This is a genomic window from Chloroflexota bacterium, from assembly GCA_023475225.1.
Lineage (GTDB): Bacteria > Chloroflexota > UBA6077 > FW602-bin22 > JAMCVK01 > JAMCVK01.
Genome location: JAMCVK010000042.1, coordinates 20,826 through 46,117, shown reverse-complemented (window position 1 = coordinate 46,117; position 25,292 = coordinate 20,826). Strand labels below are relative to the sequence as shown.

The 25,292-nt window shown below is 56.2% G+C and carries 19 protein-coding genes and 1 tRNA gene; 7 read left to right on the top strand and 13 right to left on the bottom strand.

The window, feature by feature from the left end; genetic code table 11:
* The 3 genes from M1136_11005 to M1136_10995 form a co-directional block, all read left to right on the top strand.
* A partial coding sequence (locus M1136_11005) for an RHS repeat-associated core domain-containing protein (protein MCL5076154.1) occupies positions 1 to 859 on the top strand: 859 nt, incomplete at its 5' end.
* A gap of 52 nt (positions 860 to 911) precedes the next feature.
* On the top strand, positions 912 to 1,619 hold the full coding sequence (locus M1136_11000) for a hypothetical protein (protein ID MCL5076153.1): 708 nt from the start codon (positions 912 to 914) through the stop codon (positions 1,617 to 1,619).
* A 155-nt stretch (positions 1,620 to 1,774) separates the two neighbouring features.
* Positions 1,775 to 3,373 (top strand): exonuclease, encoded by a 1,599-nt coding sequence (locus M1136_10995; protein MCL5076152.1) that lies wholly within the window; start codon positions 1,775 to 1,777, stop codon positions 3,371 to 3,373.
* A gap of 160 nt (positions 3,374 to 3,533) precedes the next feature.
* On the opposite strand, the gene ltaE is transcribed toward M1136_10995, so the two are convergent.
* Entirely contained in the window at positions 3,534 to 4,559 is a 1,026-nt protein-coding gene (gene ltaE / locus M1136_10990) for a low-specificity L-threonine aldolase (GenBank protein ID MCL5076151.1), read from the bottom strand.
* A 104-nt stretch (positions 4,560 to 4,663) separates the two neighbouring features.
* Between ltaE and uvrB the strand changes: the two genes are divergently transcribed.
* From uvrB to M1136_10970, 4 genes are all read left to right on the top strand, one after another.
* The gene (gene uvrB / locus M1136_10985) at positions 4,664 to 6,634 is read left to right on the top strand and encodes an excinuclease ABC subunit UvrB (protein MCL5076150.1); all 1,971 of its coding nucleotides are present in this window, start codon (positions 4,664 to 4,666) and stop codon (positions 6,632 to 6,634) included.
* Positions 6,635 to 6,640: 6 nt separating this feature from the next.
* Complete coding sequence (gene uvrA, locus M1136_10980) at positions 6,641 to 9,532, top strand: excinuclease ABC subunit UvrA (protein ID MCL5076149.1); 2,892 nt, start codon at positions 6,641 to 6,643, stop codon at positions 9,530 to 9,532.
* Positions 9,533 to 9,726: 194 nt separating this feature from the next.
* Positions 9,727 to 9,876: a hypothetical protein gene (locus M1136_10975; GenBank protein ID MCL5076148.1), complete on the top strand. Its 150-nt coding sequence runs from the start codon at positions 9,727 to 9,729 to the stop codon at positions 9,874 to 9,876.
* Positions 9,877 to 10,647, top strand: a complete 771-nt coding sequence (locus M1136_10970) for a bifunctional metallophosphatase/5'-nucleotidase (GenBank protein ID MCL5076147.1) — start codon at positions 9,877 to 9,879, stop codon at positions 10,645 to 10,647.
* Positions 10,648 to 10,744: 97 nt separating this feature from the next.
* Here M1136_10970 and M1136_10965 read toward each other — a convergent pair whose 3' ends face one another.
* The 12 genes from M1136_10965 to M1136_10910 all read right to left on the bottom strand — a co-directional run bounded on the left by M1136_10965 (position 10,745) and on the right by M1136_10910 (position 25,292).
* Positions 10,745 to 11,719, bottom strand: coding sequence for a GGDEF domain-containing protein (locus M1136_10965; GenBank protein MCL5076146.1), 975 nt, complete (start codon positions 11,717 to 11,719; stop codon positions 10,745 to 10,747).
* Positions 11,720 to 11,899: 180 nt separating this feature from the next.
* Positions 11,900 to 11,971, bottom strand: a tRNA-Thr gene (locus M1136_10960).
* A gap of 300 nt (positions 11,972 to 12,271) precedes the next feature.
* Positions 12,272 to 13,687, bottom strand: a complete 1,416-nt coding sequence (locus tag M1136_10955) for a hypothetical protein (GenBank protein MCL5076145.1) — start codon at positions 13,685 to 13,687, stop codon at positions 12,272 to 12,274.
* A gap of 278 nt (positions 13,688 to 13,965) precedes the next feature.
* Entirely contained in the window at positions 13,966 to 16,320 is a 2,355-nt protein-coding gene (locus M1136_10950) for a molybdopterin-dependent oxidoreductase (protein ID MCL5076144.1), read from the bottom strand.
* Entirely contained in the window at positions 16,317 to 16,730 is a 414-nt protein-coding gene (locus M1136_10945) for a (2Fe-2S)-binding protein (GenBank protein ID MCL5076143.1), read from the bottom strand. Before M1136_10945 ends, M1136_10950 begins: the two co-directional genes overlap by 4 nt.
* A gap of 57 nt (positions 16,731 to 16,787) precedes the next feature.
* Positions 16,788 to 17,597 carry a xanthine dehydrogenase family protein subunit M gene (locus M1136_10940; protein MCL5076142.1) on the bottom strand — a complete coding sequence of 270 codons (810 nt, stop codon included), beginning with the start codon at positions 17,595 to 17,597 and terminating at the stop codon, positions 16,788 to 16,790.
* Between the two features lie 117 nt (positions 17,598 to 17,714).
* Positions 17,715 to 19,136 carry an amidohydrolase gene (locus tag M1136_10935; GenBank protein ID MCL5076141.1) on the bottom strand — a complete coding sequence of 474 codons (1,422 nt, stop codon included), beginning with the start codon at positions 19,134 to 19,136 and terminating at the stop codon, positions 17,715 to 17,717.
* Positions 19,137 to 19,161: 25 nt separating this feature from the next.
* Positions 19,162 to 20,820 (bottom strand): energy-coupling factor ABC transporter ATP-binding protein, encoded by a 1,659-nt coding sequence (locus M1136_10930; protein MCL5076140.1) that lies wholly within the window; start codon positions 20,818 to 20,820, stop codon positions 19,162 to 19,164.
* A 3-nt stretch (positions 20,821 to 20,823) separates the two neighbouring features.
* Positions 20,824 to 21,630 carry an energy-coupling factor transporter transmembrane protein EcfT gene (locus M1136_10925; GenBank protein MCL5076139.1) on the bottom strand — a complete coding sequence of 269 codons (807 nt, stop codon included), beginning with the start codon at positions 21,628 to 21,630 and terminating at the stop codon, positions 20,824 to 20,826.
* A gap of 95 nt (positions 21,631 to 21,725) precedes the next feature.
* Complete coding sequence (locus tag M1136_10920; protein MCL5076138.1) at positions 21,726 to 22,283, bottom strand: MASE1 domain-containing protein; 558 nt, start codon at positions 22,281 to 22,283, stop codon at positions 21,726 to 21,728.
* Between the two features lie 236 nt (positions 22,284 to 22,519).
* The gene (locus tag M1136_10915) at positions 22,520 to 24,805 is read right to left on the bottom strand and encodes a xanthine dehydrogenase family protein molybdopterin-binding subunit (GenBank protein MCL5076137.1); all 2,286 of its coding nucleotides are present in this window, start codon (positions 24,803 to 24,805) and stop codon (positions 22,520 to 22,522) included.
* Position 24,806: 1 nt separating this feature from the next.
* Positions 24,807 to 25,292, bottom strand: a complete 486-nt coding sequence (locus M1136_10910) for a (2Fe-2S)-binding protein (GenBank protein MCL5076136.1) — start codon at positions 25,290 to 25,292, stop codon at positions 24,807 to 24,809.

Genomic DNA, 25,292 nt, shown 5'->3' with positions numbered 1-25,292 from the left:
GGCCTATACCGCTCAGACCTGGGACGAGCTGAGCAGTTTCTACTGGTACGGCTCAAGGGCCTATGACCCCAGCCTGGGGCGCTTCCTCAGTGCGGATACGATCGTGCCCGACTACAAGAACCCGCAGAGCCTGAACCGCTATAGTTACGGATATAACAACCCTGTCAAGTATTCCGACCCAACCGGCCACTACCCGTGGGATCCTGACCCTTGGGCGGAGGAGTTTCGTCTCATCCACGGGCGCTATCCCACTGAGGAGGACCGGCGAGATCGGGAGTTCTCCCTGCGCAATCCCGGCTCTGGACCTGGGGGTGCCTGGACGGAGGAGGATTGGAAGGCCTATGGGATGGCCAGGGGCTATGGCTGGAGCCCCTCTGAGGGGATATTCGGCGGGGCCAAGGGCTCTCTTCCCGAGAGGCTGTTCATCTCCGCAGCACTGTCTATGCTGATCCGCTCCAAGATGGGCTCTGGCCAGGCCGCTTTGCTTCATCAACGAGGCACCACCATACGGTTTGGTGACCCCTTTGGCAACGCCTCAGCCTGGACAAGGGGTGGCACCGACATCGAGATCGACCCACTGTACGCGGGGTGGGCAGGTGGTACGCCCGTCGAAGCCCTGGCCGCCCTGCTGGCGCACGAGGCGGTGCACGTTGATGTCCAGAGCGGGCGGGCCATCTGGTTTATCCCACCAGATTCGATCGCTGAGGAGATGGGTGCCTTCAAGGTTGGGCGGGCTGTGTGGGGTGAGTTGAAGAAACGCGACTTCCATGATCAGGACTGGTGGGCGAAACGGGTGGACAGAGGCGAGGGGGCATTGATCGAGGCGATCCAGCGTACGATGTGGTGGCTGAGATGGTAGTGTGCCTGGCTGAGCATCCTTGCATCCTCCAGCGGGGGTTAGGGGGCATACTGTGAGGAAAGATGGATGGCTGTGGAGATGGCGCTTTTGCCTTCTCACGCTCATCCTGGCGATGGGCCTTACTGGATTGCTTATCTACATCTCCTTGGACTGGATCAAACTCTATGCGCGCTACACTGGTGTGGGGAGATCCCTCTTTGAAATCCGTGGCATTCAGGGATATACCCTCTTCCAGTCCCCTCGGGGTTGGCCGTCCTTCTCCTTTGAATACCCTCGCAACTGGGAGATAAATACAGCGGCGAGGGAAGCCGATATCCCGGGCAAGGGGATGACCAAGTACTGGGTGATGTGCGCCTTCGGGCCGAGGAATCCCAGCGATACCCGGAGCGCCGGTCTTTGGGTGACGGCGTATGCCCTGGGGAACCAGGGTGACAGCTATGCCTCCCTGGAGTGGTACATAGAGAGGGAGAGGAGCTTCATCAAGGAGGATATCGAGCTATCCAAGGACTTCGAGTATGAGCAGCTGTATCGTGAGGGTACGGTTCCCCTTGATGGGCATATAGCCAGGACCTTCGAGTATTCTCATGTCGTCCCCGGCGGCCTTCACGGAGGTCCGAAGGTGACGGTAAGGGGGAGCATCATTCTGGCCCTTCATGGCACCCATGTCTACGAGTTGGAGTACGGTGCGGCTGGGGAGGACTACGACCACTACCTGGAGGCCTTCGAGCGGATGGTGCGCACGTTCAGGTTCCTGGACTAGATGTGGTCAGCCCAATAGCATCGTTCTGAGGTGGTAACCAAGTACTATTATGCCCTGGAGGGGCTTATGGCCCTGGTGCACAATGGCGTGGTATACTACATCGTGACTGACTACTTTGGGCAGGCATTGTCAGTGGTGCAGCGTGAGATCTTAGCATGAAACTGACTTGCTATGGCGGCGTCGGCCAGATTGGGGGCAACCAGTTCCTCCTGGAAGATGGGGAGGTCAGAATATTCTTCGATTTCGGGATTCCCTTCCACGAACGAGGCCGCTTCTACGAAGAGTACCTGAAGCCACGCCCAGGGTTTGGCCTGCTGGACCCATTGACCATGGGACTGCTGCCACCCTTGCGTGGTCTCTACCGCGCGGACCTGGAGCAGGCAGTGCCAGATCTCTGGGATAACATTCAAGGATCAGCCGGGTTTCGGGACCTACAAGATGTCCAAATCCACGGCGTGTTGCTTTCCCACGCTCATCTGGACCACACGGGCTATCTCTCTTTTGTACGTGAGGACGTGCCTGTGTACACTAGCGCTATGACAGCCTTTATCGCTAAAGCCATCCAGGACAGCGGACGCAGCGATTTCGAGAGCGAGGTAGTCTACACAATCCCCAAGCAACGAATCGGGGCCCTCATCCAGGCTGAAAGAAGGATACCCGCTCAGCAGCGGCTTTTTCGAGTGTTCGAGCACTCCAGCCTCTCACCCGAAGCCCACGCCTTCTGGGTGGAGACACCAGGTAGCAGAGCCTTGACCTCTATCGACCTCCAGCCCGCCACGGATATCGCTGGGCTGGAGGTGCGCTGCTTTTCGGTCGACCACTCCATCCCAGGAGCCTCGGCCTTCGCCGTAAGGACCTCCGCTGGCTGGGTAGCCTACAGCGGAGATATCCGGCTTCACGGCACAAAAGGGCAATTGAGTCATCACTTTGCTGAGGAGTTGAGGGCACTCAAGCCACTGGCTCTCCTGTGTGAAGGCACTCGAGCAGACCTGGAGCGGGAGGGAGACCCGAACTATACTGAGCAAGACGTGTTAGAACGTGCCCTTGACGAGGTGCATCAGGCCCGAGGTTTGGTTGCGGCTGACTTTGGTCCGCGGAACATCGAAAGGCTGCGGATCTTTGCACAGATCGCTCGGGAGACAGGACGGGCTCTCGTAGTGCTGCCTAAGGATGCCTACCTCTTAAAAACAGCTCACCTGATAGACCCTGCTATTCCTTCGGTCAGCGAGGCTAGTAATATCCATGTTTACGAAGAGCCCAAGCTCACCATCGAACGGTGGGAGAAGAACATTCGGCAGGAGTGCCAGCACCGGCTGGTTACCCCCGCCCAGATACACGCACAGCAGGATCAATATATCCTCTGCTTCAGTTTCTACGACATTAATGACCTGCCAACGTTGCGACCTCACCGCGGAAGCCTATACCTGTACTCTTCTCACGAAGCCTTCGACGAGGAGATCCAGATGGACTTCCGACGTCTGCGGGCCTGGGTAGAATACTTCAGCATGCGCCATGCAGGTCTGCCTTTGGAAGAGCTTCACTGGGAGGTACCACAGGGGGAGCGAGGTCTGCATGCCTCTGGCCACGCTGACGGACAGAGCCTGGTGGAGCTAATCAACGAGATCAGGCCGGTTATTCTGATACCTATCCACACCGAAGAACGTGGCATAAAGTACTTTCAGCAAAAGGTTAGGGGAGCCGGCATCTCCATAGTCGTTCCTAAATATGGAGTGCCTATTTCGCTGGGTTCCTAGACCCAGGTCTCATCTACCCCTGTGAGCGTGACCCACACGGCCGAACAGCAGACGCAGTTGCCCAGTCCACAAAGTAGTATCAAAGAGCCTGGCTTCCACGTCAGCTATAAATAAGGGGCTGTATAGGTCCACTGGGCTCTGCTGCCCAAGCGGTGATGCGTCACGCCTTTAAGACCCGCCGCACAGCCATGATGGCCTGTTGAACGTGCTTTACAGTGATTCCATAATGGGTGACAAATCTGACCCTTTGGGGACCAAAGGGCACACCCCTCACCCCCTCAGCAGCCAGGCGGGTCAGAAGGTCGGCTACCGTAATCCTCTCGGTTATGTGGAAGGCGATGATGTTCGTTTGGACGGTGGTCGGATCGAGCGAAATCCCTTCTATCTCGGCCAAGCCCTCGGCCAACAGTCGGGCATTTTGATGATCCTCAGCCAGACGGTCGATCATCTGTTCCAGGGCCACGATGCCGGCCGCAGCGATAATCCCAGCCTGACGCATACCTCCACCGACCATCTTGCGGTATTTGCGAGCGCGTTGGATGTACTCCTCGGTTCCACAGAGGAGGGAGCCCACAGGAGCGGCCAGCCCCTTAGAGAGACAGAAGGTAACTGAATCTACCTCAGCCACAAGATTCTCGGTCGGTACACCCAGGTAGACTGCCGCATTGAAGATGCGGGCGCCATCCAAATGGACCATTAGGCCGTGCCGCTTGGCCACGCCGCAGAGCTCTCGCGTTTGTCCTACAGTGAGGACAGCTCCCCCACAACGATTATGCGTATTCTCCAGACAGAGCAGAGCTGTACGGGGAGCGTGGATGTCCAGTCCACGGATGGCCGCTTCCACCATCGCCGCATCGAGTCCACCGTTGACATTGGGTAGAGCACGCAACAAAAGTCCACCTAGGGCCGCGCAGCCCCCTACCTCATAATGAAGGACATGGGATTGGTCGCCGACGATGATCTCATCGCCACGTTGGCAATGTGAGAGCACTCCCACCAGATTGCCCATCGTCCCACTGGTCACCAGGAGGGCTCGCTCCTTGCCCATCATAGCAGCGGCCATCTCCTCTAAGCGATTAACGGTAGGATCCTCACCAAAGACATCATCCCCCAGTTCGGCCCGATACATCGCCTCACGCATGGCCGCTGTGGGTAGGGTAACTGTATCACTCCGCAGGTCGATCATCTCGTTTTTCGCACCCCCTGATACTACACAAAAATGGGTTATTGGGGTATAATAAAAAGAAGCCCAATTAGCCATTTTAATCGCAAAAAGCGCTGGGGGCAACTGTGCCAGAGCTCAAAATCGTTTCTGATTTTAAGCCCACCGGTGATCAACCGGAAGCCATCGCCAATCTGGTGGACGGACTAAGACGTGGCTACAAGGACCAAACTCTCCTGGGGGTGACAGGCTCAGGCAAAACCTTCACTATGGCCAATGTCATTGCCCAAGTGCAACGCCCGACCCTGGTCCTGGCCCACAATAAGACTTTGGCCGCCCAACTCTACACCGAGTTTAAGGAATTTCTGCCCGAAAATGCCGCCGAATACTTTGTCTCCTACTATGACTACTATCAACCAGAGGCCTACATCCCACGCACCGATACCTATATTGAGAAGGACTCGTCAATGAATGACGAGATTGATCGCCTACGACACGCCGCAACACGGGCCCTCTTCACCCGCCGCGATGTGGTTATCGTTGCCTCCGTCTCCTGCATCTACAGCCTCGGACCACCAGAAGAGTATAACTTGACCACCATAACCCTGACCAAAGGCGAGAGGCGCAATCGGGACAAAATCCTGCGCTTCCTCACCGATATCCATTATGAGCGCAATGATATCAACTTCACCCGGGGCAAGTTCCGCGTGCGCGGCGATACCCTGGAGATCCGCCCAGCCTACGAGGAGCTGGCCGTTCGTGTCGAGTTTTGGGGGGATGAGATCGAGCGCATCGTGGAGATCGACCCACTCACTGGCGAGATTTTGGCCGAGCGAACACAGGTGGTCATCTATCCGGCCAAGCACTTCGTAACCCCGCGAGAGAAGCTGCTGGCCGCCATGACCGATATTGAGCAGGAGCTCGCCGAACGGGTACAATGGCTGGAAAGCCAGGGTAAGCTCCTGGAAGCAGCTCGTCTCAAGCAACGGACTGAGTTCGACCTGGAGATGCTACGGGAAACGGGCATCTGCGCTGGTATTGAGAACTACTCCCGTCACCTTGCTCGACGCCCCCCAGGCAGCCGTCCATGGACGTTACTGGATTATTTCCCCGATGACTTCCTTATGTTCATCGATGAATCACACATGTCGCTCCCCCAGGTGCGAGGGATGTATCACGGCGACCGCTCGCGAAAAGAGGTTCTCGTTGAGTATGGCTTTCGCTTGCCCTCCGCTTTGGATAACCGCCCCCTGACCTTCCCTGAGTTTGAGCGGCATATCAACCAGGTGATCTATGTATCGGCTACGCCAGGACCTTATGAACTGGAACACAGCCAGCAAGTGGTCGAGCAGCTGATTCGTCCCACCGGCGTGATTGACCCCAGCATCGAGGTCAAGCCAACCCAGGGACAGATCGACGACCTTCTCAGCGAAATCAACAAGCGGGTGAATCGAGGCGAGAGGGCCCTGATCACAACGCTGACCAAACGGATGGCCGAGGCCCTGGCCGAGTATCTGCGGGAGATGGGCATAAAGGTACACTATCTCCACTCTGAGATCGAGACCCTGGAACGGGTGGAGATCCTGCGCGACCTGCGGTTAGGCGTCTATGATGTCGTCGTTGGCATCAACCTGCTGCGCGAAGGGTTGGACCTCCCAGAGGTCTCTCTGATAGCCATCCTCGACGCTGATAAGGAGGGTTACCTGCGTTCGGAGAGTGCCCTGATCCAAACCATTGGACGAGCGGCCCGCCACATTGATGGACATGTAATTATGTACGCTGATGTAGTGACCGATTCCATGCGGCGAGCGATCGAGGAAACCTACCGCCGCCGCAAGGTCCAGATGGAGTACAACGAGCGACACGGCATCACACCAGTCGGCATCAGGAAGGCAATCAGGGACATCACCGACCGCGTCAAGGCCGTGGCCGAGAGCCGCGCCACGTATGCCACCGGCGGAGAGATCCCACGAGACGAGCTGGCACGCTTGATCAAAGACCTCGAAGCGCAAATGAAGAGTGCCGCCAGAGACCTCGAATTTGAGCGGGCAGCACTCTTACGGGATCAAATCATCGAGCTACGAAAGAGTCTGGTATAGGGGACTATGCCTCAAGATAAGATCATCGTTCACGGGGCACGAGAGCATAATCTGAAGAATATCGACGTCGTTATCCCTCGCGATAAATTCGTCGTCATCACAGGGCTCTCCGGCTCGGGGAAATCAAGCCTGGCCTTTGACACCATCTACGCTGAGGGACAGCGACGCTATGTGGAATCGTTATCAGCCTACGCCCGCCAGTTCTTGGGACAGATGGAGAAGCCCGACGTTGACTATATCGAGGGGCTATCTCCGGCCATCTCCATCGACCAAAAGGGTGTCAGTCATAACCCTCGCTCAACGGTGGGCACGGTGACCGAGACCTATGATTATCTACGCCTGTTATTTGCCCGTGTCGGACATCCCCACTGCCCCAAGTGCGGGCGTGAGATCAGCCAACAGACGGTGCAACAGATCGTTGATACCATCCTTGGACTGTCAGAGGGCAGCCGCATTATGATCATGGCCCCCCTTGTCCGTGACCGCAAAGGTGAACACCAGCAGGTCCTCGAGGATGTCCGCAAGAGCGGCTACGTGCGCGTGCGAATAGATGGCCGCATCTACGACATCAGTGAGGAGATCGAGATGGATAAGAATAAGAAACATACCATCGATGTGGTTGTGGACCGTCTCGTTATCAGGAAGACCGCCGAGGATGAGAACGGGCGAGGGGTCAATCCTGATACCGGCCGCCTGGCCGATTCAGTGGAGACAGCCCTTAAACTGGGAGGCGGCGTCGTACTTATCTCCATCATCGATGGGCCAGAACTGCTCTTCTCGGAGCATTTCGCCTGTGTCCATTGCGGGATTAGCCTGGGCGAGATCGCCCCACGCACCTTCTCCTTCAATAGCCCACACGGTGCTTGTCGGACCTGCACCGGCCTGGGCATAACTATGGAGATCGATCCCGAACTGGTCATTCCTAACAAGGAACTGACGCTAGCGGAGGGAGCTATTCAACCCTGGAGCAGAGCTAGCGCCAACAACACTTACTTCGCCCACATGCTGGGGGCAGTTGCCCGACATTACGGCTTCTCGATGCACGTTCCGGCGAAGAACCTCAGCCAGGAGCAGCTGAACATTTTACTGTATGGCTCCAGAGGAACAACTATCAGACTCAGACACGAGAACAGGTATGGCCGGATGCACGAGTACGAGACGACCTTTGAAGGGGTCATCCCCAACCTTGAACGCCGTTATCGGGAGACGGATTCCGACTATATCCGCAGCGAGATCGAGCGCTATATGTCTGGGCGCCCCTGTCCAGCCTGCAATGGCGCCCGCTTGAAGCCCGAGAGCCTCGCTGTGACCATCGCCGGCAAATCGATTGTGGACGTCACGCGCCTATCGGTGACCGAGGCGATGCGCTGGTTTGAGACCCTCGAGCCCCAACTGAGTGAACGAGAGCGCCTCATCGCCAAGCAGGTCATCAAGGAGATTCGCGCTCGCCTCGGCTTCCTACTGGACGTCGGGCTGGAGTACCTCACCATCGACCGGGCGGCTGGGACGCTTTCCGGTGGAGAGGCCCAGCGTATTCGTTTAGCCACACAGATCGGCAGCAGTTTGATGGGCGTACTCTACATCCTGGATGAGCCCAGCATCGGGCTTCACCAACGCGATAACCGACGCCTCATCAATACATTGAAGCGCCTGCGCGATATTGGGAATACAGTACTGGTGATCGAACACGATGAGGAAACGATCCGCTCGTCTGACTACATCATCGATATTGGACCCGGCGCCGGCGAACACGGTGGCGAGGTCGTAGCCGCTGGTACACTCCAGGACATAATGAACTGCCCACGTTCCATCACCGGTCAATATCTGCGTGGCGAACGGAAGATAGCCGTGCCTCCACGACGTCGCAGCGGCAACGGCAAAAAACTGATCATCAAGGGGGCAAGAGAACATAACCTGAAGAACGTTGACGTCCATATCCCCTTGGGCAAGTTCGTCTGTGTCACTGGCGTCTCCGGTTCCGGCAAAAGTACCCTCGTCGATGATATCCTGTACAAACGCCTGGCTCAAATACTCTATCGTGCCAGGGATAAGCCTGGCGATCACGATGGTGTTATTGGACTGGAGAACCTGGATAAGGTGGTCAACATCGATCAATCCCCCATCGGACGCACGCCACGCTCGAATCCAGCCACCTATACGGGGGTATTTACGCCCATCCGCGAACTCTTTGCCGCTGTGCCAGAGGCGAGGATGCGCGGTTATCAACCGGGGCGGTTCTCCTTCAACGTAAAAGGGGGCCGCTGCGAGGCCTGCCAGGGAGAGGGAATCATCCAAATAGAGATGCAGTTCCTGCCCGATGTCTATGTGCCCTGTGAGGTTTGTAAGGGTAAGCGTTACAACCGAGAGGCCTTGGAGATTCGCTATAAGGGCAAATCGATCGCTGATGTGTTAGAGATGACGGTGGATGAGGCCTTGAAGTCTTTTGAGCACATCCCTGTCATCCAGAACAAGCTGGCCACCCTGAGCAATGTGGGACTAGGTTACATCAGACTGGGTCAGCCAGCCACCACCCTCTCCGGTGGCGAGGCGCAGCGTGTGAAATTGTCTACAGAACTCTCCCGGCGTGCCACAGGCCGCACCTTGTATATCTTGGATGAGCCGACGACCGGCCTTCATTTCGCCGACGTAGAGAAGCTCCTTCAAGTCTTAGAGCGTCTCGTCGATGCCGGTAATAGTGTGCTTGTCATCGAGCATAACCTCGATGTGATTAAGACCGCCGATTGGATCATCGACCTGGGACCGGAGGGCGGTGAGGCTGGCGGCTGGGTCATTGCGGAGGGGACGCCGGAAGAGGTCGCCGCGATGCCCCATTCGTACACCGGGCAGTTCCTCCGTCGCCTTCTGCCAGAGCGGGAACTGATCACCAAAACCGCCTGACAGGGGATTCCTACCCCGAGCGTAAAGGTGCCATAGCTCACACTCAGCCCTTCTCCCCTGCAACCTTGACAGCTCTGGGCGAGGTGATATACTGCTGACTGAGGACAGCCCAACAGGGAAATCCCTGCATAGCCCCCGGGAAGGTTCGTCTCTTTCAGAGGCTACCAAGAAATTTATCAGCTTTGGAGTTCGCTATGAAAAGCATCTGGCTGATCGCCGCTATCCTGCCATCCTTGCTCATCCCCACTTTGAGCGGTTGTAGTGGTGTTACTCCACCTCAGCCGATCGAGCTAACCATCATCCACAGCAGCGATACCAATGGATATATCGATCCGTGCGGCTGAGTGGTCACTAAGGGAGGTCTGGCCCGGCGGGCCACCGCGATAAGACAAGAACGGGCGCAGGGTGGTAACGTATTGCTCCTCGATGCTGGCAACACCCTACTCGGACAACCCATCGCTAACCGCACCCAGGGCAGGGTCATCGTCGCGGCCATGAATCTACTTAAGTACGATGCCATGACACTGGGGGATCAAGATTTCCAGCTCGGGCCCGAGGTCGTGCAGGCTCGGGCCAAGGAAGCCGCCTTCCCCTTCCTCTCGGCCAACGTCGTTAAGACCGGTACCAACGAACTGGTCGCTCAACCTTACAAGATCATGAGGATAGGCGGACGCAAGGTGGCCATCATCGGGTTGACCGACCTGACCAGGCCATCTCCCACCGCCCCCGAGGCCCGCGGGGTGAGCAGCCTGGATATCCTGGCCATGGCTAAGGAATATGTGGCCGAGGTGAAGCGGGAAACCAATATCATCATTCTTCTCTCCCACCTGGGGCCAGAGCTCGATAAGAAGATAGCCAAGGAGGTTCCCGGGATCACCGTGATCGTCGGCTCGGCCATGCTGGGCTTACCGCAGCCTCCAGCTAAGGTGGAGGGCGCTGAAACGCTCCTGGTGCAGGATGGTAGATTTGGGGAGCAATTGAGCGTGCTCCATCTGCACATAGATGGGGCGGGCAAGGTCACAAACTACGAGGGGAAGATGCTCACCTTGACAGCCGAGGCCTTCCCCGATGACCCGGAGATGGTCAAACTCCTGGAGCCATATCGCAAGGAATAGGTCACCCCAGCGATCTTCAACCCCAGTAATATCGAAGGAGCACTGTATAGTGCACAACCTAGGACTCGGTCTGGAGTAATTTGGCGAGCTCCTCTGCTCAGCCGTAACAGCCTTCTGTGCCCACCTCTTGAACCATACTCACCTCGCGAAATTGCCCTCTACCGGCCCTCTTGGCCTGGTACAGGGCCTCATCAGCCGCTTTAATCAAGCCCTCTCCGCTCTGAATCACCCGCTCATAGGAGGCCAGGCCGATGCTGACGGTGGGCACAATAGTATCGAACAACTTCACCCTATCCCTAACCAGCCCGAGGATGCGCTCAGCAACAGCCCGGGCCCCCTGCGCCCCTGTCTCCGGGAGGATTATCACGAATTCGTCGCCGCCGACCCTGGCCACGACATCAACACTGCGCACAGCAGCGCGTAAGGTCCGTGCTATCTCCCTCAGGAGACGATCACCCTCAGCATGACCATAGGTATCGTTAACACCCTTGAGGTTGTCCACGTCGATCATCAAGACCGCTAAGGGATGAGCAAAGCGGCATGACCGTCCGATCTCCTCATTGATGCGCTCGTTTAGATAGCGAAGGTTAAATAGACCAGTTAGCTCATCCGTACGCGCCAATTCATGTACCTTCTGATGTTCCTGCTCTAACGCCTCCTGGTATTCACGCAGCGCCTTGTTGCTTTGAGCTAAGCGGCATATGGCGATGGCAGCGACGCCCCAGATCAGTAAACGGATGAATGCTTCCCAATAATCATAAATGTATAGGCTCGGATCAGGGGTAGAGAGCAGGTCAGCCAGCAGGGAGACGATAGCAGCAAAAACGGTGAAGGAGACGGCGAGCAGCAATCGTCCATAAATACTCACACCTATAATCGGGACAAGATAGAGTATCCAGAAGGTTACAGGTGACTGTCTGCTGTAATCCAGCCAACCGATGAGCAGCAGAAGGGTGAAGGCAACCAGCGCGACGATTTCCTGCTGTATACTGCCCTTGACTACAGGGGTGATGCGGAACCTGGCCCAGAGATTCGTTTTCTGTTTCAGCGATTCTCTTTCCCCACCTGCCACGATGATCACCTCTTTAGAGGGATACGCGTCGCCGGCGTTAGCGGTCCAGCACAGCTCCTCAACTTATCGCCGCTCTCACCTGGTCGCTGTGTCTATGTAGCATGGGTAGTTCAAAATGATGGGGAGAATGTGCAAAGGATAGTCGCCTTCGATCCGAAGGCGGAACAAAACGTATCTGGGAGCCGACGGTCGGATTCGAACCGACGACCGATTGTTTACGAAACAATTGCTCTGCCACTGAGCTACGTCGGCCCAGAAACCAATAATAATTATAGCCAAAGTCCTGAATCGGGTCAAATTTTGGAGATAAAAAAGCCTCTTTCATGATGGGGAGTGCGGAGAGGCGAAGCCCTCCTGCTGGGGGTTTCAGGAGGTATCGCCCTAATAGAACAAAATAGCCCGCAGGGCCACCTTGAACGGGGTTTCCAAGGGGGCGTAGCCCCTTTGGCAGGGGCCTGGGGATGTGCCCCAGATCACAAAAAAGCCCGCAGGGCCACCTTGAACCCCCTTAAGAGGGTTTGGGGGTGTTATGAAAGTCCAACAATCTCACAGCTAAGAGGCGAAGGCCGGAACGATAAAGCGAAGGAGACAAAGCAGATCTAGTCCAAGGAGACCGAGAAGGAGAATTCCGAAGAGGAGCGGGCGATGCTCCTCAGCCAGCAGTTCGCGCAACCCCAGCACGAAGAAGGTGCCAATAGCCACGATGGCTGGGAACAGATACCGCCCCTGCGCCTGAATATAGGTCAGGTTGTACTGCAACACGCCGCCAAAGGTGAGGATAAAACTGAGGAGAAGCAGTCCAAGTGACACCTTCTGAAACGAGGTGAGCAAGTGCGGTACCTGGACGATCTTTAGCACAAACAGGAGGAGCCCAATCCCAGCCAGAAGGCTCAGCACCGCCAGCAGGAGATAGATACGTTCATCAACGAGGATACCCATCCAGCCAAACTGGGCCCAGAAGCTGCGGAAGAAAACGATCAGAAAATATTTCGCCGCTGCCAGGTCAAACCGCCCCGTCAGAGGCTGGCCAACGACCACTAGATCGTGGCGTCGCAGTCCAAACAGGTCAAGTCCTCCATATACCAGGGCATTCCGTACAAACCACCAACCGGAAATAACCGCAGCCGCACCGTAAACGATAGCCAGTCGCTGAACGATGCGTCCCAGCGGTCGCCCCAGCGGTCGCCACGGCCATTCAACCGAACAGACAGCGAAGGCTACAAGAGGCAGAGCGATGTAACTGGTCAGTTTGGTGAGCAACCCCAGACCAATGAGAAGACCGAGACTAAGCCAGAACCGAAGGGGTGATGGATTGGCTTGGCCCCTTTCCCCCTCATCGTTTTGTTCCAGTCCAACCGTGGTCGTCCATTTCGCTCGTTGGAGAGCGATTATCGAAACGAGGATAATAAGGGAAAGAATAAGATTGCTCAGAGTATCATTATCGATCGCCGCCGTCGTGGCGATGTACATAGGGATGAAGGCGATAAAACCAGGCACGGCCACCTGGAGTAACTCATCGGCCGGGAACAGGCGAGAAACGATATGGTAAGCAGTGATCAGGAGAAGCGCCCCAAACAGGGCCGAGAGTAGGCGCAGGACGATAACCTGTTGATCGAGGGGCAACTGACGCGTGGTCAGAAAGAGCGGGGTAGCCAATAGGTAATAGAGCGGAGGCTGGTGGGACTCGTAGCGGATGGTATCAACAGGCATTGCCTCCGGGAATTTAGCTGCCTTCAGTTTCTCCAGGTAGGCGAAGTCGTAATCCCCCACCTGAAGAACAGGGAAGGCACCGTGTTCAGCGAGGTAGCGGATGTAGTTATAATGAGCCGGCTCATCGGGGGCATTCCATTTGGGGATCTTCAGGGCATAGAGCAGGGCGAGGACAAGATAGGCAGCGATGATGGCCACAAGGAATAAGTGACGCAGGCGCAATAACTCCCTCCAACAGTCTATGAGAAGCGACGCCATCGCCGCAATGATACTCCTTCGAGGCCATTCCAGTCAATTTTTGATAAGGGAGCCCTCATCCCCCTTGCCCCCTTCTCCCGTCCGCCGAAGGCGGACAGGAGAAGGGGGAATAGAATGTTGGGGATACCCCAAACCCCAGCAGAAGGGCTTTGCCCCTCCGCACTCCCCATTCTGCGGGAGAGGGGGAAGAGAGGCTAGGGCGGAGCCCTAAAACCCTCCAGGGATGGTGGGCGGCGTCCCCTGGGAACCCCCCTTGTTCGACATCTATAATGAATCTCCTAAAGCCGACCCAGTGTCTTCAATACTCTCTCGGGGGTAACCGGTAACTCATCGATCCAGACACCGATGGCATCGTGTATGGCCGCGGTGATGGCCGCCGGCGTCGGGAGCATGGTCATCTCCCCAACCCCCTTCACCCCATATGGCCCGTATGGGTCAGGATATTCGACGATGACGGGCAAGATCTCCCGTGGCGCGTCCATCGCCGTGGGGATAAGATAAGTAGCCAGGCTGTTGGTCCTGGTTACACCGTTCTCTAGGACAAACTCCTCTAGCAGAGCATATCCCTGACTCATTACCACCCCGCCCTCGATCTGTCCCTCTACATTGGTCGGATTGATGGCCTTGCCTACATCATGAGCAGCGACCACACGCTGGAGATTTACTCGCCCCGTATCCACCTCCACCTCCACCTCCACGATCTGTGCCCCATAGCCGTAGGTGAAGTTGGGCGTGCTGCTCACCCCGGTAGGATCGAGGGGGGTTGTAGGAGGAGCCTCCCAGACCACCTCAGCTTTCAGCATCGGTTCGCCACCCTCCTCCGGCGAAGGAACCCTGGCCACCACATCAGAGAAGGACAGCGATTGGGCTGGGGAACCCCGAATATAGACAAGCCCTGCGCTTATCTCCAAATCGTCTACAGCCGCCTCCAGCATCCCCGCCGCCCTCTGCAGTAGCTGCTGCCTGACCTCCACCGCCGCCTGACGAACCGCCCCTCCAGAGAGGAAGGTCTGACGCGAGGCAGAGGAGCTGCCCGAATCCGGCGTGATATCGGTATCACCCACCACCCTCTGAATCCGTTCAAGAGGCAATCCCAGCTCCGTGGCTGCAATCTGCGCCAGGATGGTCGTGGAGCCTTGCCCCACCTCAGCCGTGCCCACCTTGACCACTGCCCCGTCAGAATAGAGCTCGATTACCGCGCCGGCCTTGTCTCGGAAACCCAGATTGTAACCTACATTCTTGAAACCACAGGCTAGTCCAACGCCCCGCCGCTTTGGCGGCGCAGATCCCCCATGCTCCGGGATGTCCGCAGAAAGAGCCCTTCGCTGAGATCGAGGGGGGTCCCACAGCCCCTGTTCTTTGGCCAGCGCTACAGCCTTTTCCAGCGTCTCCCGGGCCCCCACACCACCTTGCAGAACTTGACCAGTGTGCATGATCGCCCCATCGGTGTAGAGATTCTTATGACGGAGCTCCACGGGATCCATGCCTAACTTCTCCGCTAACTTACTCATCTGCTGCTCGGAGGCAAAGGCCGGTTGATTGGACCCAAAGCCACGCATAGCAGCCGTAACAGGATTATTCGTGTAAACGGCATAGCCATCAACCTTGACGTTCTCCACACAATAGGGCCCGGTAGCCAGGGTGACGGCCGTGGTTAACACTATCGGACTGGTAGAGGCGTACGCTCCCACATCAGCGATCAACTCTATCTCCATCGCCATCAACCGGCCATCCTTAGTCGCACCTGTCTTATAGCGCATATGGAACGGATGGCGCTTCGTGTGAGCCAGGATCGACTCAGCGCGACTGTAGACCATCTTTACCGGTCGCCCAGTCTTAAGAGCCAATAGGGCCAGGAGTATCTGCACTGATATGTCTTCGCGCCCTCCAAAGGCACCCCCCACAGTCATCTGGACAACCCTTACCTGCTCGAGGGACAGCCCGAGAGCGTGGGTAATTTGACGACGATCTTCATGCGTCCACTGCGTAGCCACATAGACAGTAACCTTGCCTGTCTCGTCAATAGTGGCTAAGCCAGCCTCCGGTTGGAGATAGGCGTGTTCAGCGAAGGGGGTACGATAGGTGGATTCGACGATCAGATCCGCCTGGGCGAAGCCAGTCGCCACATCGCCTCGCTGGAGGTGAACCTGATGGAGAATGTTACCCTTATCATGAATCTGCGGAGCCTCAGGTTTCATGGCCTCCAGGGGATCGAAGACGGCTGGCAGCTCCTCGTAGTGAACATCAATCAGACCAATCGCCCTCTCGGCTATGGTGGGACTGGTGGCGGCGACTACAGCCACAGCATCACCCAGGTAGCGCACCTTCTCGCGGGCCAAAACGCTTTGGTCGCGAATGATTAGTCCGTACTCGTTGGGACCGCTGATGTCGGCCGCAGTGAGCACGGCATGTACACCAGGCAAGTCTTTGGCCTTAGACGTATCAATAGCGACGATCCGCGCATGAGGATAGGCACTACGCAGTGCCCGACCGTAAAGCAGGCCTTCCATCTTGAGATCAGCCGGATATTCGGCCGCACCGGTGGCCTTATCACGCCCCTCCAGCCTACATACCCTTTGACCAATGATGGCCGTGTCCACTTTATTCTCCTCTACAAACGCTATGCGGGTCACTGTGCTGCCGCCTGGATGGCACGGATAATCCTTAGATAGCCGGTGCAACGACAAAGGTTACCGGCGATGGTCCGCCGAATCTCCTCTTCTGTAGGGGAAGCGACTCGATCCAGAAGTGCTTTGGCTGCAAGGAGCATGCCCGGGGTACAATAACCACACTGAATGGCTCCCTCCTCGATGAACGATTGCTGCAACCGATGCAGGACCCCATCCCTGGCCAAACCCTCGACGGTTGTCACCTCACTGCCATCCACCTGAACAGCTAAGACGAGGCAGGACTTGACGGCCTCCCCATCTAGGATGACCGTGCATGCCCCGCAGTCGCCTTCGGCGCAACCATCTTTCGTACCGGTAAGGTTGAGTTGCTCCCGTAATAAAGAGAGAAGTGTCGTATCACCAGTCACCGCCATTGTTACGTCCTGTCCATTCAATCGGAAACGAATCACATGCTCGCTCATCGTCCTTCTCTAGTGGGAGGACCTTTGCGCTCGCTCCCAGGACAGCTCCAGTGCCCGGCGCACCATCAGCGGAGTTACCAAGCGACGATAAGCGGCTGATGCACGCACATCAGAAATAGGACTGATCTCCGTGGCAACAGCTTCGCTGGCTGTGGCCAACAAGGGAGCGCTCGGTTCCTGCCACAGAAGCACATCCTCTACAGCGAAGGCGCGCACCACCGTCGGGGCAACGGCCCCGACGGCTACCCGCACATCAGCGATGAGGCCGTCTCGCAGGGTCAGCCCCACCGCTACATTTACCACTGAGATGGCCATAGCGTTACGCCGTCCCACTTTTAGAAAGGATAATCCGCAGCCAGGAGGTGGGGCAGGGAAGGAGATCTCAGCGATGAACTCGTCGTCCCGCAGGGCCGTTTTCCCCGGTCCCTGCATCACGTCTTCCATAGCCAGCGTCCTGGACCCATCCCGACCGCACAACGTAACCTCCGCCCCTAAAGCGACCAGGGCAGGCACCGTGTCAGCAGCCGGTGAGGCAGTGCCGATATTCCCACCGAGCGTGCCCCGATTGCGCACCTGCTGACAGGCCACCTCGCTGGCCGCCTCAACCAGGGCCCGACCACAACGCCAGAGCAGGGATGATCGTTCCAGATCAGCATGAGTCGTCAGTGGACCGATACGAATACGACCATCCTCCTGGCGAATATAGCGCAACTCCTTGAGGCGGCTGATATCGATCAGTCGGAGGAGATAAACACGCCCCTGCTGCATAGCTGGTATCAGGTCGGTGCCACCGGCGATGGGACGCGTCTCCCTGTCAATTAAAGATTGTAGCTCAGTGATGCTCCTGGCGACGAAGACGTCAAAAATGATACCCTTATCCCCCTAACCCCTTCTCCCGTCCGCCTTCGGCGGACGGGAGAAGGGGGCATAATAGTTTCAGGGACGAGCCCGCAGGTGAGTTAGCCCGGCTCTAGCAACAATACTGTCGGCTCTCCTTTGGGCCTCGCGCACAATATCTGCCTCGGATACTGTCTTCACCACCCTATCCTCCATCACTATCTCACCATCGATAATGGTCGTAAGCACATCATTGCCGTTAGCACAGTAGACGATGGAAGAGAGGGGACGATGGACAGGAGAAATATGAGGCTGCTCTAAATCCACAATAACAATATCGGCCCTCTTGCCGGGTTCCAATGAGCCTATCTCCGCCTCCAGCCCAAGGGCCCGTGCTCCGCCCAGGGTAGCAAATTCAAAGACCTGCTCAGCGGAGATGGCCAAGGGATCAAGACGGCTGACCTTCTGCAGCAGGACAGCTGTTTTAAGCACCTCTAACATATCCTCGTTATTGTTGCTGGCTGGTCCATCGCTGCCGAGGGCGACGGTGGCCCCCGCTCGCACCAGCTCCGGTATGCGGGCCACCCCAGAGGCCATGTAAGCGTTGCAGACGGCGTTATACACAATGCAGGCGTGAGTCTTACCAACCAATTCGATCTCTCGGTCGGAGAGCCAGATGCCGTGAGCGATGCTCATCCTCGGTGAGAGGAGACCTACCTCATAGAGCCATTCGATGGGCCTTTGTCCATACTCCTCCAGATAAATATCCGGGTCAATTTTAGCCTCAGAACAGTGCGTATGACAGCCCACATCGTACTTCTCAGCTAGCTGATAGGAAGCGACAACAAGCGGTTGGTCCACGTAAATGATATTCAGAGGAGCTGGCCATACCTGTACCATATTGCCCTTCCTGAAATTCACCACCCGGATACATTCCTCGGTTATGGCCAGCTCCTCCTCAGCAGAATAAACGAAGAGTGCCTCCGATAGCCTCATCTTTTTAGATACGGCAGACTGTCTCCCCTTGATCCCACGAGCGATCACTCCCCTTATCCCCACCGTTTGCATAGCATCGCCGATGCGCAGGATCGTATCCGTATCAGTGGGCTGATAATGGTTATCCAAAACACAGGTGGTACCGCTTTTGATCATCTCGACGCAGGCAAGCAAGGCAGCTACGTAAGCGTCATCCGAGGTAACCGCCGCAGCGAAGGGCCACATAAACTTACTCAGCCACGGCCAGAGGTCCAGGTCATCACCAAGACCCCGCCCTAAATCCTGAAACATATGGGTGTGGGCATTGACCAAGCCTGGGATAACTGCCTTACCAACGCAGCGAATCACCTTGGGAGCACTATACTCCTGTTCACCTATCAATACGGCCTGCCCATGCTCATCAGCCTCGCCCACAGCTATGATGCGGCTGCCAGCGACGGCTATAGCCCCTTCCCTGAGAACACGTCGCTGAGGGTCCATGGTGATGATCGTTCCACCAACGATGAGCAGATCGACCTCTTCCAAGGATTACTCCTTTCTTTTCTTTGATTCAGGATTGGGCTTCCGCCAGGCTCAGGAACTCCTCTACGGTTAGGATGCCCGGGAAACCCAGGGCTTGGCCGAGAAGGGTCACCTGAGGGGGTTCGATGTAGGCCTGTTTCAGGGTATCGATCGCTGAGAAGACTTGACGGGTAGCACCATCCAGGAGGATGCGCCCGTTGGCCATAACCACAGTACGTTGACAATACTCCGCCACTAGCTTCATATCGTGGGTGATGACCACGATGGTTCTGCCCGTATCTCTCAGATGCCGCACGAGCTCCATGATCTCCCGGCTCTGCCGCGCATCCTGACCGGTGGTGGGCTCATCGATGATCAAAATTGGGGGTTCCATCGCCAGAACAGAGGCTACGGCCAGCCTTTGTCGCTCAGCCTTACTCAGGAAGAAGGGATGCTCCTCCTTCTTGTTCACCAGCCCGACCTCAGCCAGGGACTTGTCGATGCGGCCCTCTATCTCTGCCTTCGACAAGCCCAGGTTCTGTGGCCCGAAGCAAACCTCCTTGTACACCGTTTCATTACATATCTGATGGTCCGGATTCTGGAAGACATAGCCGACGATCTTTGCTAGCTCGGCCGTGCTTCTCTTGCCTGTGTTCTGGCTCATCACCAGAATGTCCCCTTTAGTAGGCTTTAGCAGGCCGTTAAAGTGTTTAACCAGCGTTGTCTTTCCCGAACCATTTTGTCCAATGATAGCCAGAAATTCTCCCTCTCTTATCGTCAAGTCGATTCCCCTCAGGGATGCAAATCCATCGGGATAAGCGAAGCGGACCTCTTCCACAGCAACAGCTGGACCCCCAAAGCCCTTCAGGGAATGGTCGTTTCCAGGCAATTTGAGCTGTATCTCTGCTAGCTCGGGGAGGGCCTCCTCGATAGTAAGAGCAATCCGACCAGGGGTGAGGTGTTGACAGACCTCGGTTACCTGAGGGGGCATAACCCCCCGACTTTTGATGAAGTCGAGATCGGCGAAGAAGGGACGCGGAGCGGCACAGCGGACGATCCTTCCCCTCTCAATCAGGATGAGTCGATCGGCTACCTTCACCACCTCTTCCATATGATGCTCAACCAACACAATGGTCATCCCCTGGCGCTCCAGCTCAGCAATTACAGCGAAGACCTCTTGCCTTCCTATAGGATCGAGCTCGCTGGTAGGTTCGTCCATAATCAGTACTTCAGGCTTCATAGCCAGGGCGGAGGCGATGGCCACGCGTTGTTTCTGTCCACCGGATAGCTCGTAGGGAGGTCTGGTAAGCAGCCCCTCCAGGCGAGTGATCTCGGTCACCCAATCTATCCTCCGCTCTATCTCAGAGCGAGCCAGTCCGAGATTTTCGATACCCCAGACGATCTCATCCTCCACAGACATAGTCAGAAACTGACTCTCTGGATCCTGGAAGACGAAGCCCACCTGAGTGGATAGCTTGCCCGGAGAGATATCCTTAGTGTTCAGCCCAGCCACCCTTACCTCTCCGCGAAATTCTCCTTGGAAAGAGTGCGGAATTAGCCCATTGAGACAGAGGCACAGGGTCGTCTTGCCCGCCCCCGATGCCCCAGTGATGGCCAACACCTCCCCTTTTTCCACCTTTAAGTCGATCCCTGATAGGGCCCAGTCACCAGTTGCATACTTCCACCAAAGATCTTTAACTTCGATCACCTTTCAAACTCCCAGGCCAAACATTCCGAAACCATATCTGAGCACAGCCACGGCGATGGTGACGCTCAATAGAGAGGCGATAACCAGTACATCAGTCAATGTATATTTAATGCGGTGATAGTCAGTACGTGGTAGTCCAGCGCCAAAGGCTCGGCACTCCATGGCACTGGCGATCGTCTCCATGCGCTTAATGGCCAGGACCACCAGAGGAATACCGAAAGCTAGATTTTTTCTGGCCTTCTCGATAGCATTACCCTTTGTCGGGTCCAGAGCTCGCGATAGCTGGGCTTCCCGGATAGTAGCAAAGTCGGTAGCAAACATGGCCAGGCTGCGAAAGCCAAGAGCCACAGCAAAAACAACAGGGTAAGGCAACTTGAGAGCCCGTAGCCCCATCACCAGGTCCCTCTGATTTGTTGTAGCGAAGAATAAGGCGCTCAGGAGAGCCATCACCCCCAACCTGACGCTTATGGAGAGACCAAGGAGCACATTAGATGTGTATACCGTAAAAAACAGCAAGGACAATGAGGGGCCATAGCGGGCCTCGCCGAAGATAGTGAAGGTGAGGGTCGCCAGCATACACATCCAGAAAGTAGCGATAATGAACGTCTGAAGCACTCGTTTGGGAACCTTACCCAGATATAACAGCAAGAAAGAGGACAGCAAAAAGGGCACGTTATAAAGTGGATTAACGATGAGATAAGCACTAATGCTAAAGCAAAGCAAAAGAAGCAGCTTGGAGACAGGATTTAGACGGTGAATCACCGTCTGCCCAGCGGAGTAATGGAATAGAGTCTTTACAGAGCTAGCCATCAATGAACTTTCTGATTCTCCTTTTTTCTAATTTGCACCCACTCAATGAGTGGGGTCTCTTCCTGCCCACCAGGGCAGGAGGAGACCCGCCAAATCTACGCTACCATTCCCTTCATGTAGGCTGCACTCCGCAGCACCACTCGAGACACGCCCAGGAACAGCGGGGTAGTAATGATCGCCACGACGATCATGTTGCCGATGACCCAAGGCACCCAGGCCACCCAGAAGACACCCCAAGGTATGATGCCAAAGGCCGCCAGCGAACCCACCCCCCACGTTGCGCCAAAAAGGTGGGCCACAACGACGCCGAAGATAATGTAGTATACCCAATCCTTCTTCGTGGGCAACGCCGGGTTGACGTTAAAGGCTCGAAAGGCCAGGGCTACCACCAGGGCCTGCAGTCCAGCGCCAAACTTCATCACCAGCGCCGGTAACACCGGCATACCACTGATTACCCCTCCGAAGAAGGCACCCAACCAGCAACCAAGTACACCCCAGATCCCAAACCATGCCCCAAAGGCGATCTGGAAGGCGACTGCTGGATAGAAGGCGGCCACGCCAGGCACGATCTGGGCACTAACTACCCCGAAAGCGTCAAGAACACCATTGATCCCCGCCGCGATGGCAATGATAGCGATATGAATCGGTTTCATGCCAACCTCCTATTCCGCTGAAAAATTTAGTTCACTCACCCTCCTAGCTCGCTAACCTCTAAACGCATTTTACACCTCCTCTCTGGAATGTCTTCCGACAAGCCCGTTGGATCCCCTTCAAAACCTGATCGACCGCACAGGTGAGCTAGAAGGCCGAGTTTCCACCACCTAATAGGATGGGTTCTAAGGCTATATATTATATGACGAACGAATTCAGCTCACTCTTACAAGAAGACTTAAACGCTATCTTGTCGCAGGGCTTCCAAGATCTTTTCTGCTGTTAGCGGGAGTTCCCTGATACGAACGCCGATGGCATCGGCCACAGCGTTGGCGACAGCCGCTGGTGCGCATATTTGGGGCAACTCGCCGATCCCCTTCGCCCCAAAAGGAGCCAGCTCGTCCGGATACTCTAAGATGACTACCTCCATCTGGGGCATATCCAAAGCTGTGGGTACTTTATAGTCCAACAGGGTAGGGTTTAAGACCCTGCCTTCCTCATTGAAGATCATCCGCTCAGTCAGGACATAGCCAAGCCCCTGCCCAATACCACCCTCGATCTGGGCCATCGCCGCAAGGGGGTTTATGGCCCGGCCAAGGTCGTGCACGGCGACGATGCGCAACACTTTCACCTGCCCAGTATCCTTATCCACCTCCACTTCAGCAATATGCGTCCCAAAAATGAACGAGGGATAAGGGTCCAGAGGATAACCCTCGCCGGGTTGTGTCTTAAAAGAGGGCACCCCCAGAAATTTACCCCTGCCGACGATCGGACCACCCTCAACATAGAGGCCATGTTGACAGATTTCAGCAACGGTCACTCCTTTATCTGGGGATCCCTTGACGTAGATGTGCCTGTGCCCAATCTCCAGATCCTCGATGTTGGCCTCCAAACGCTTAGCGGCTATCTCGAAGAGCTGGCGCTTGACGTCCATAGCGGCCAACCTGACGGCATTACCTGTATCGTAGGTTACACGGGTTGCGATGGAACCAAGATCATAGGGCGCCATATCTGTGTCGCCAGAGACGATGCTCACATCCTCGAGAGGAACCCCTAACTCCTCGGCCGCAATTTGGCAGAGGATGGTATTTGCCCCAGTACCGATGTCCACAACGCCGCTGAATATCTGAAAAGTTCCGTCTTCATTGCTTCTAAGGAAGACGCTGGAGGCTAGCATACCCGTGTTGGTGTAGGCGTTGCCGATCCCAATGCCCCGACCAGCCACTTTGTTGACCCTCTTCTCCATCCAATCGGCCCGTTCGGCGGCTGTCTGCATCGTCTCTTTGATTGAGACGCAGCGCAGGCGTTCCCCAGAAGGAAGGAGGTCGCCATCCTCAGCCAGATTGATAGCCCGAAATGCCAACGGATCCAGTCCCAACCGTTCAGCGATGATATCCATCTGTGATTCTGCGGCGAAGACGGCCTGGGGAACACCATAGCCACGGTAACAGCCGAAGTTAACCTTGTTTGTATAGACACAGAAGCCCTCCGCCCGCATATGCGGAATCTTGTAAGGGCCTTGCACCCGCACCGCGGCCTGGGCCGTCTCCCCCAGCGCATGATCGGCGTAGGCGCCGGCATCACCGATTATCTTTGCCACCCTGACGACAATCCGTCCATCACGCTTGACGCCCGTTTTCAACTCTATGATAAAAGGAGCGCGCGGCTGGGTAGCCATAAACTCCTCCAGCCGATTGAATACCAGCTTCACCGGCCTAGCAGACTTTCGAGCAAGCAAGGCCGCGATACCCTCTAACCAGGGATTTAACTTCCCTCCGAAGCCCCCTCCCAGGTAGGTGTTGATGACCCGAACCTTAGTCATCGGTATCTGCAACACCTCCGCTAGGGTGGCCTGAGAGACGAATACCTGTTGAGTACTTGACCAAACCGTTAACTTGCCTGAGGCGTCGAACAGGGCTACTACAGCGTGGGGTTCCAGGTAGCACTGATGGACCGGTTGGGTGCAGAAGGTATCCTCGACGATGAGATCAGCAGCAGCAAGGCCTTCCTCCACGTTACCATGTTCGATGCGGGTGTACATACAGACATTGCCATATCTCACTGAGGGAAATACGGCCTTATACGAAGATGAATCCTGGTGGATAAGGGCGGCATCAGGCTGCATCGCCTCAAGGGGATCGAAGACAGCCGGCAGAGGCTCATATTCGACCCTGATCAGTGCCAGGGCCTCGCTGGCACAATCCTCATCAACAGCCGCCACAGCCGCCACGGGCTCTTCTAGATAGCACACCTTCTCCCGAGCAAGCAGGACCTCATCTTTCAGATAGACCCCATAGCGGACGGCAGGGGCATCCTTCGCCGTAATCACGGCCTGCACACCAGGCAGCCTCTCCGCCAAAGTGGTGTCAATATGGCTTATTCTAGCGTGGGCATGCTTGCTGCCCAGGATCTTGGCCTGCAGCATCCCCTGGAACCTCAGATCAGCCGTAAAGTCTGCCTTTCCTATGGCCTTGGCAGGTGAGTCAAGACGAGGCACACTCTGGCCGATTACAGCTCCTTCCATCCTATCCGTTCCCCCTTCTGGCTAAGGATTCAGCGGCAGCCAGGATAGCCTCAACGATCCGGACATAGCCTGTACAGCGGCAGAGGTTACCCGCAATGGCCGCGCGTACCTCTTCCTCACTTGGATGCTCATTCATATCCAGCAAGGCCTTGGCTGAAAGAAGCATGCCTGGGGTACAATAGCCGCATTGAATCGCGCCGTGCTCGATAAAGGCCTCCTGGAGCGGATGCATCTTTCCCCCCTGGGCCAACCCCTCCACCGTCGTGACCTCCTTATCTCGGGCATCTATGGCCAGCACCAAACAGGAGTTTACAGCTTTACCTTCAAGCAGAACGGTGCAGGTCCCACAGTCACCGAGATCACAGCCTTTCTTCGTTCCGGTCAGTCTGAGCTCCTCCCGAAGGGCTTCCAGGAGGGTGATATACGGTTCGACGAGGATTTCGTAGGTTTCACCATTTACTTTGAGCCGTATTTGTTGCTTTGCCAC

Coding starts and splice junctions, on each gene's coding strand:
- M1136_10925 (MCL5076139.1), bottom strand. CDS start 21,630: ATGGCTAGCTCTGTAAAGACTCTATTCCATTACTCCGCTGGGCAGACG.
- M1136_10945 (MCL5076143.1), bottom strand. CDS start 16,730: ATGGCGGTGACTGGTGATACGACACTTCTCTCTTTATTACGGGAGCAA.
- M1136_10915 (MCL5076137.1), bottom strand. CDS start 24,805: ATGGAAGGAGCTGTAATCGGCCAGAGTGTGCCTCGTCTTGACTCACCT.
- M1136_10975 (MCL5076148.1), top strand. CDS start 9,727: ATGAAAAGCATCTGGCTGATCGCCGCTATCCTGCCATCCTTGCTCATC.
- M1136_10955 (MCL5076145.1), bottom strand. CDS start 13,687: ATGGCGTCGCTTCTCATAGACTGTTGGAGGGAGTTATTGCGCCTGCGT.
- M1136_10995 (MCL5076152.1), top strand. CDS start 1,775: ATGAAACTGACTTGCTATGGCGGCGTCGGCCAGATTGGGGGCAACCAG.
- M1136_10920 (MCL5076138.1), bottom strand. CDS start 22,283: ATGAAACCGATTCATATCGCTATCATTGCCATCGCGGCGGGGATCAAT.
- uvrA (MCL5076149.1), top strand. CDS start 6,641: ATGCCTCAAGATAAGATCATCGTTCACGGGGCACGAGAGCATAATCTG.
- ltaE (MCL5076151.1), bottom strand. CDS start 4,559: ATGATCGACCTGCGGAGTGATACAGTTACCCTACCCACAGCGGCCATG.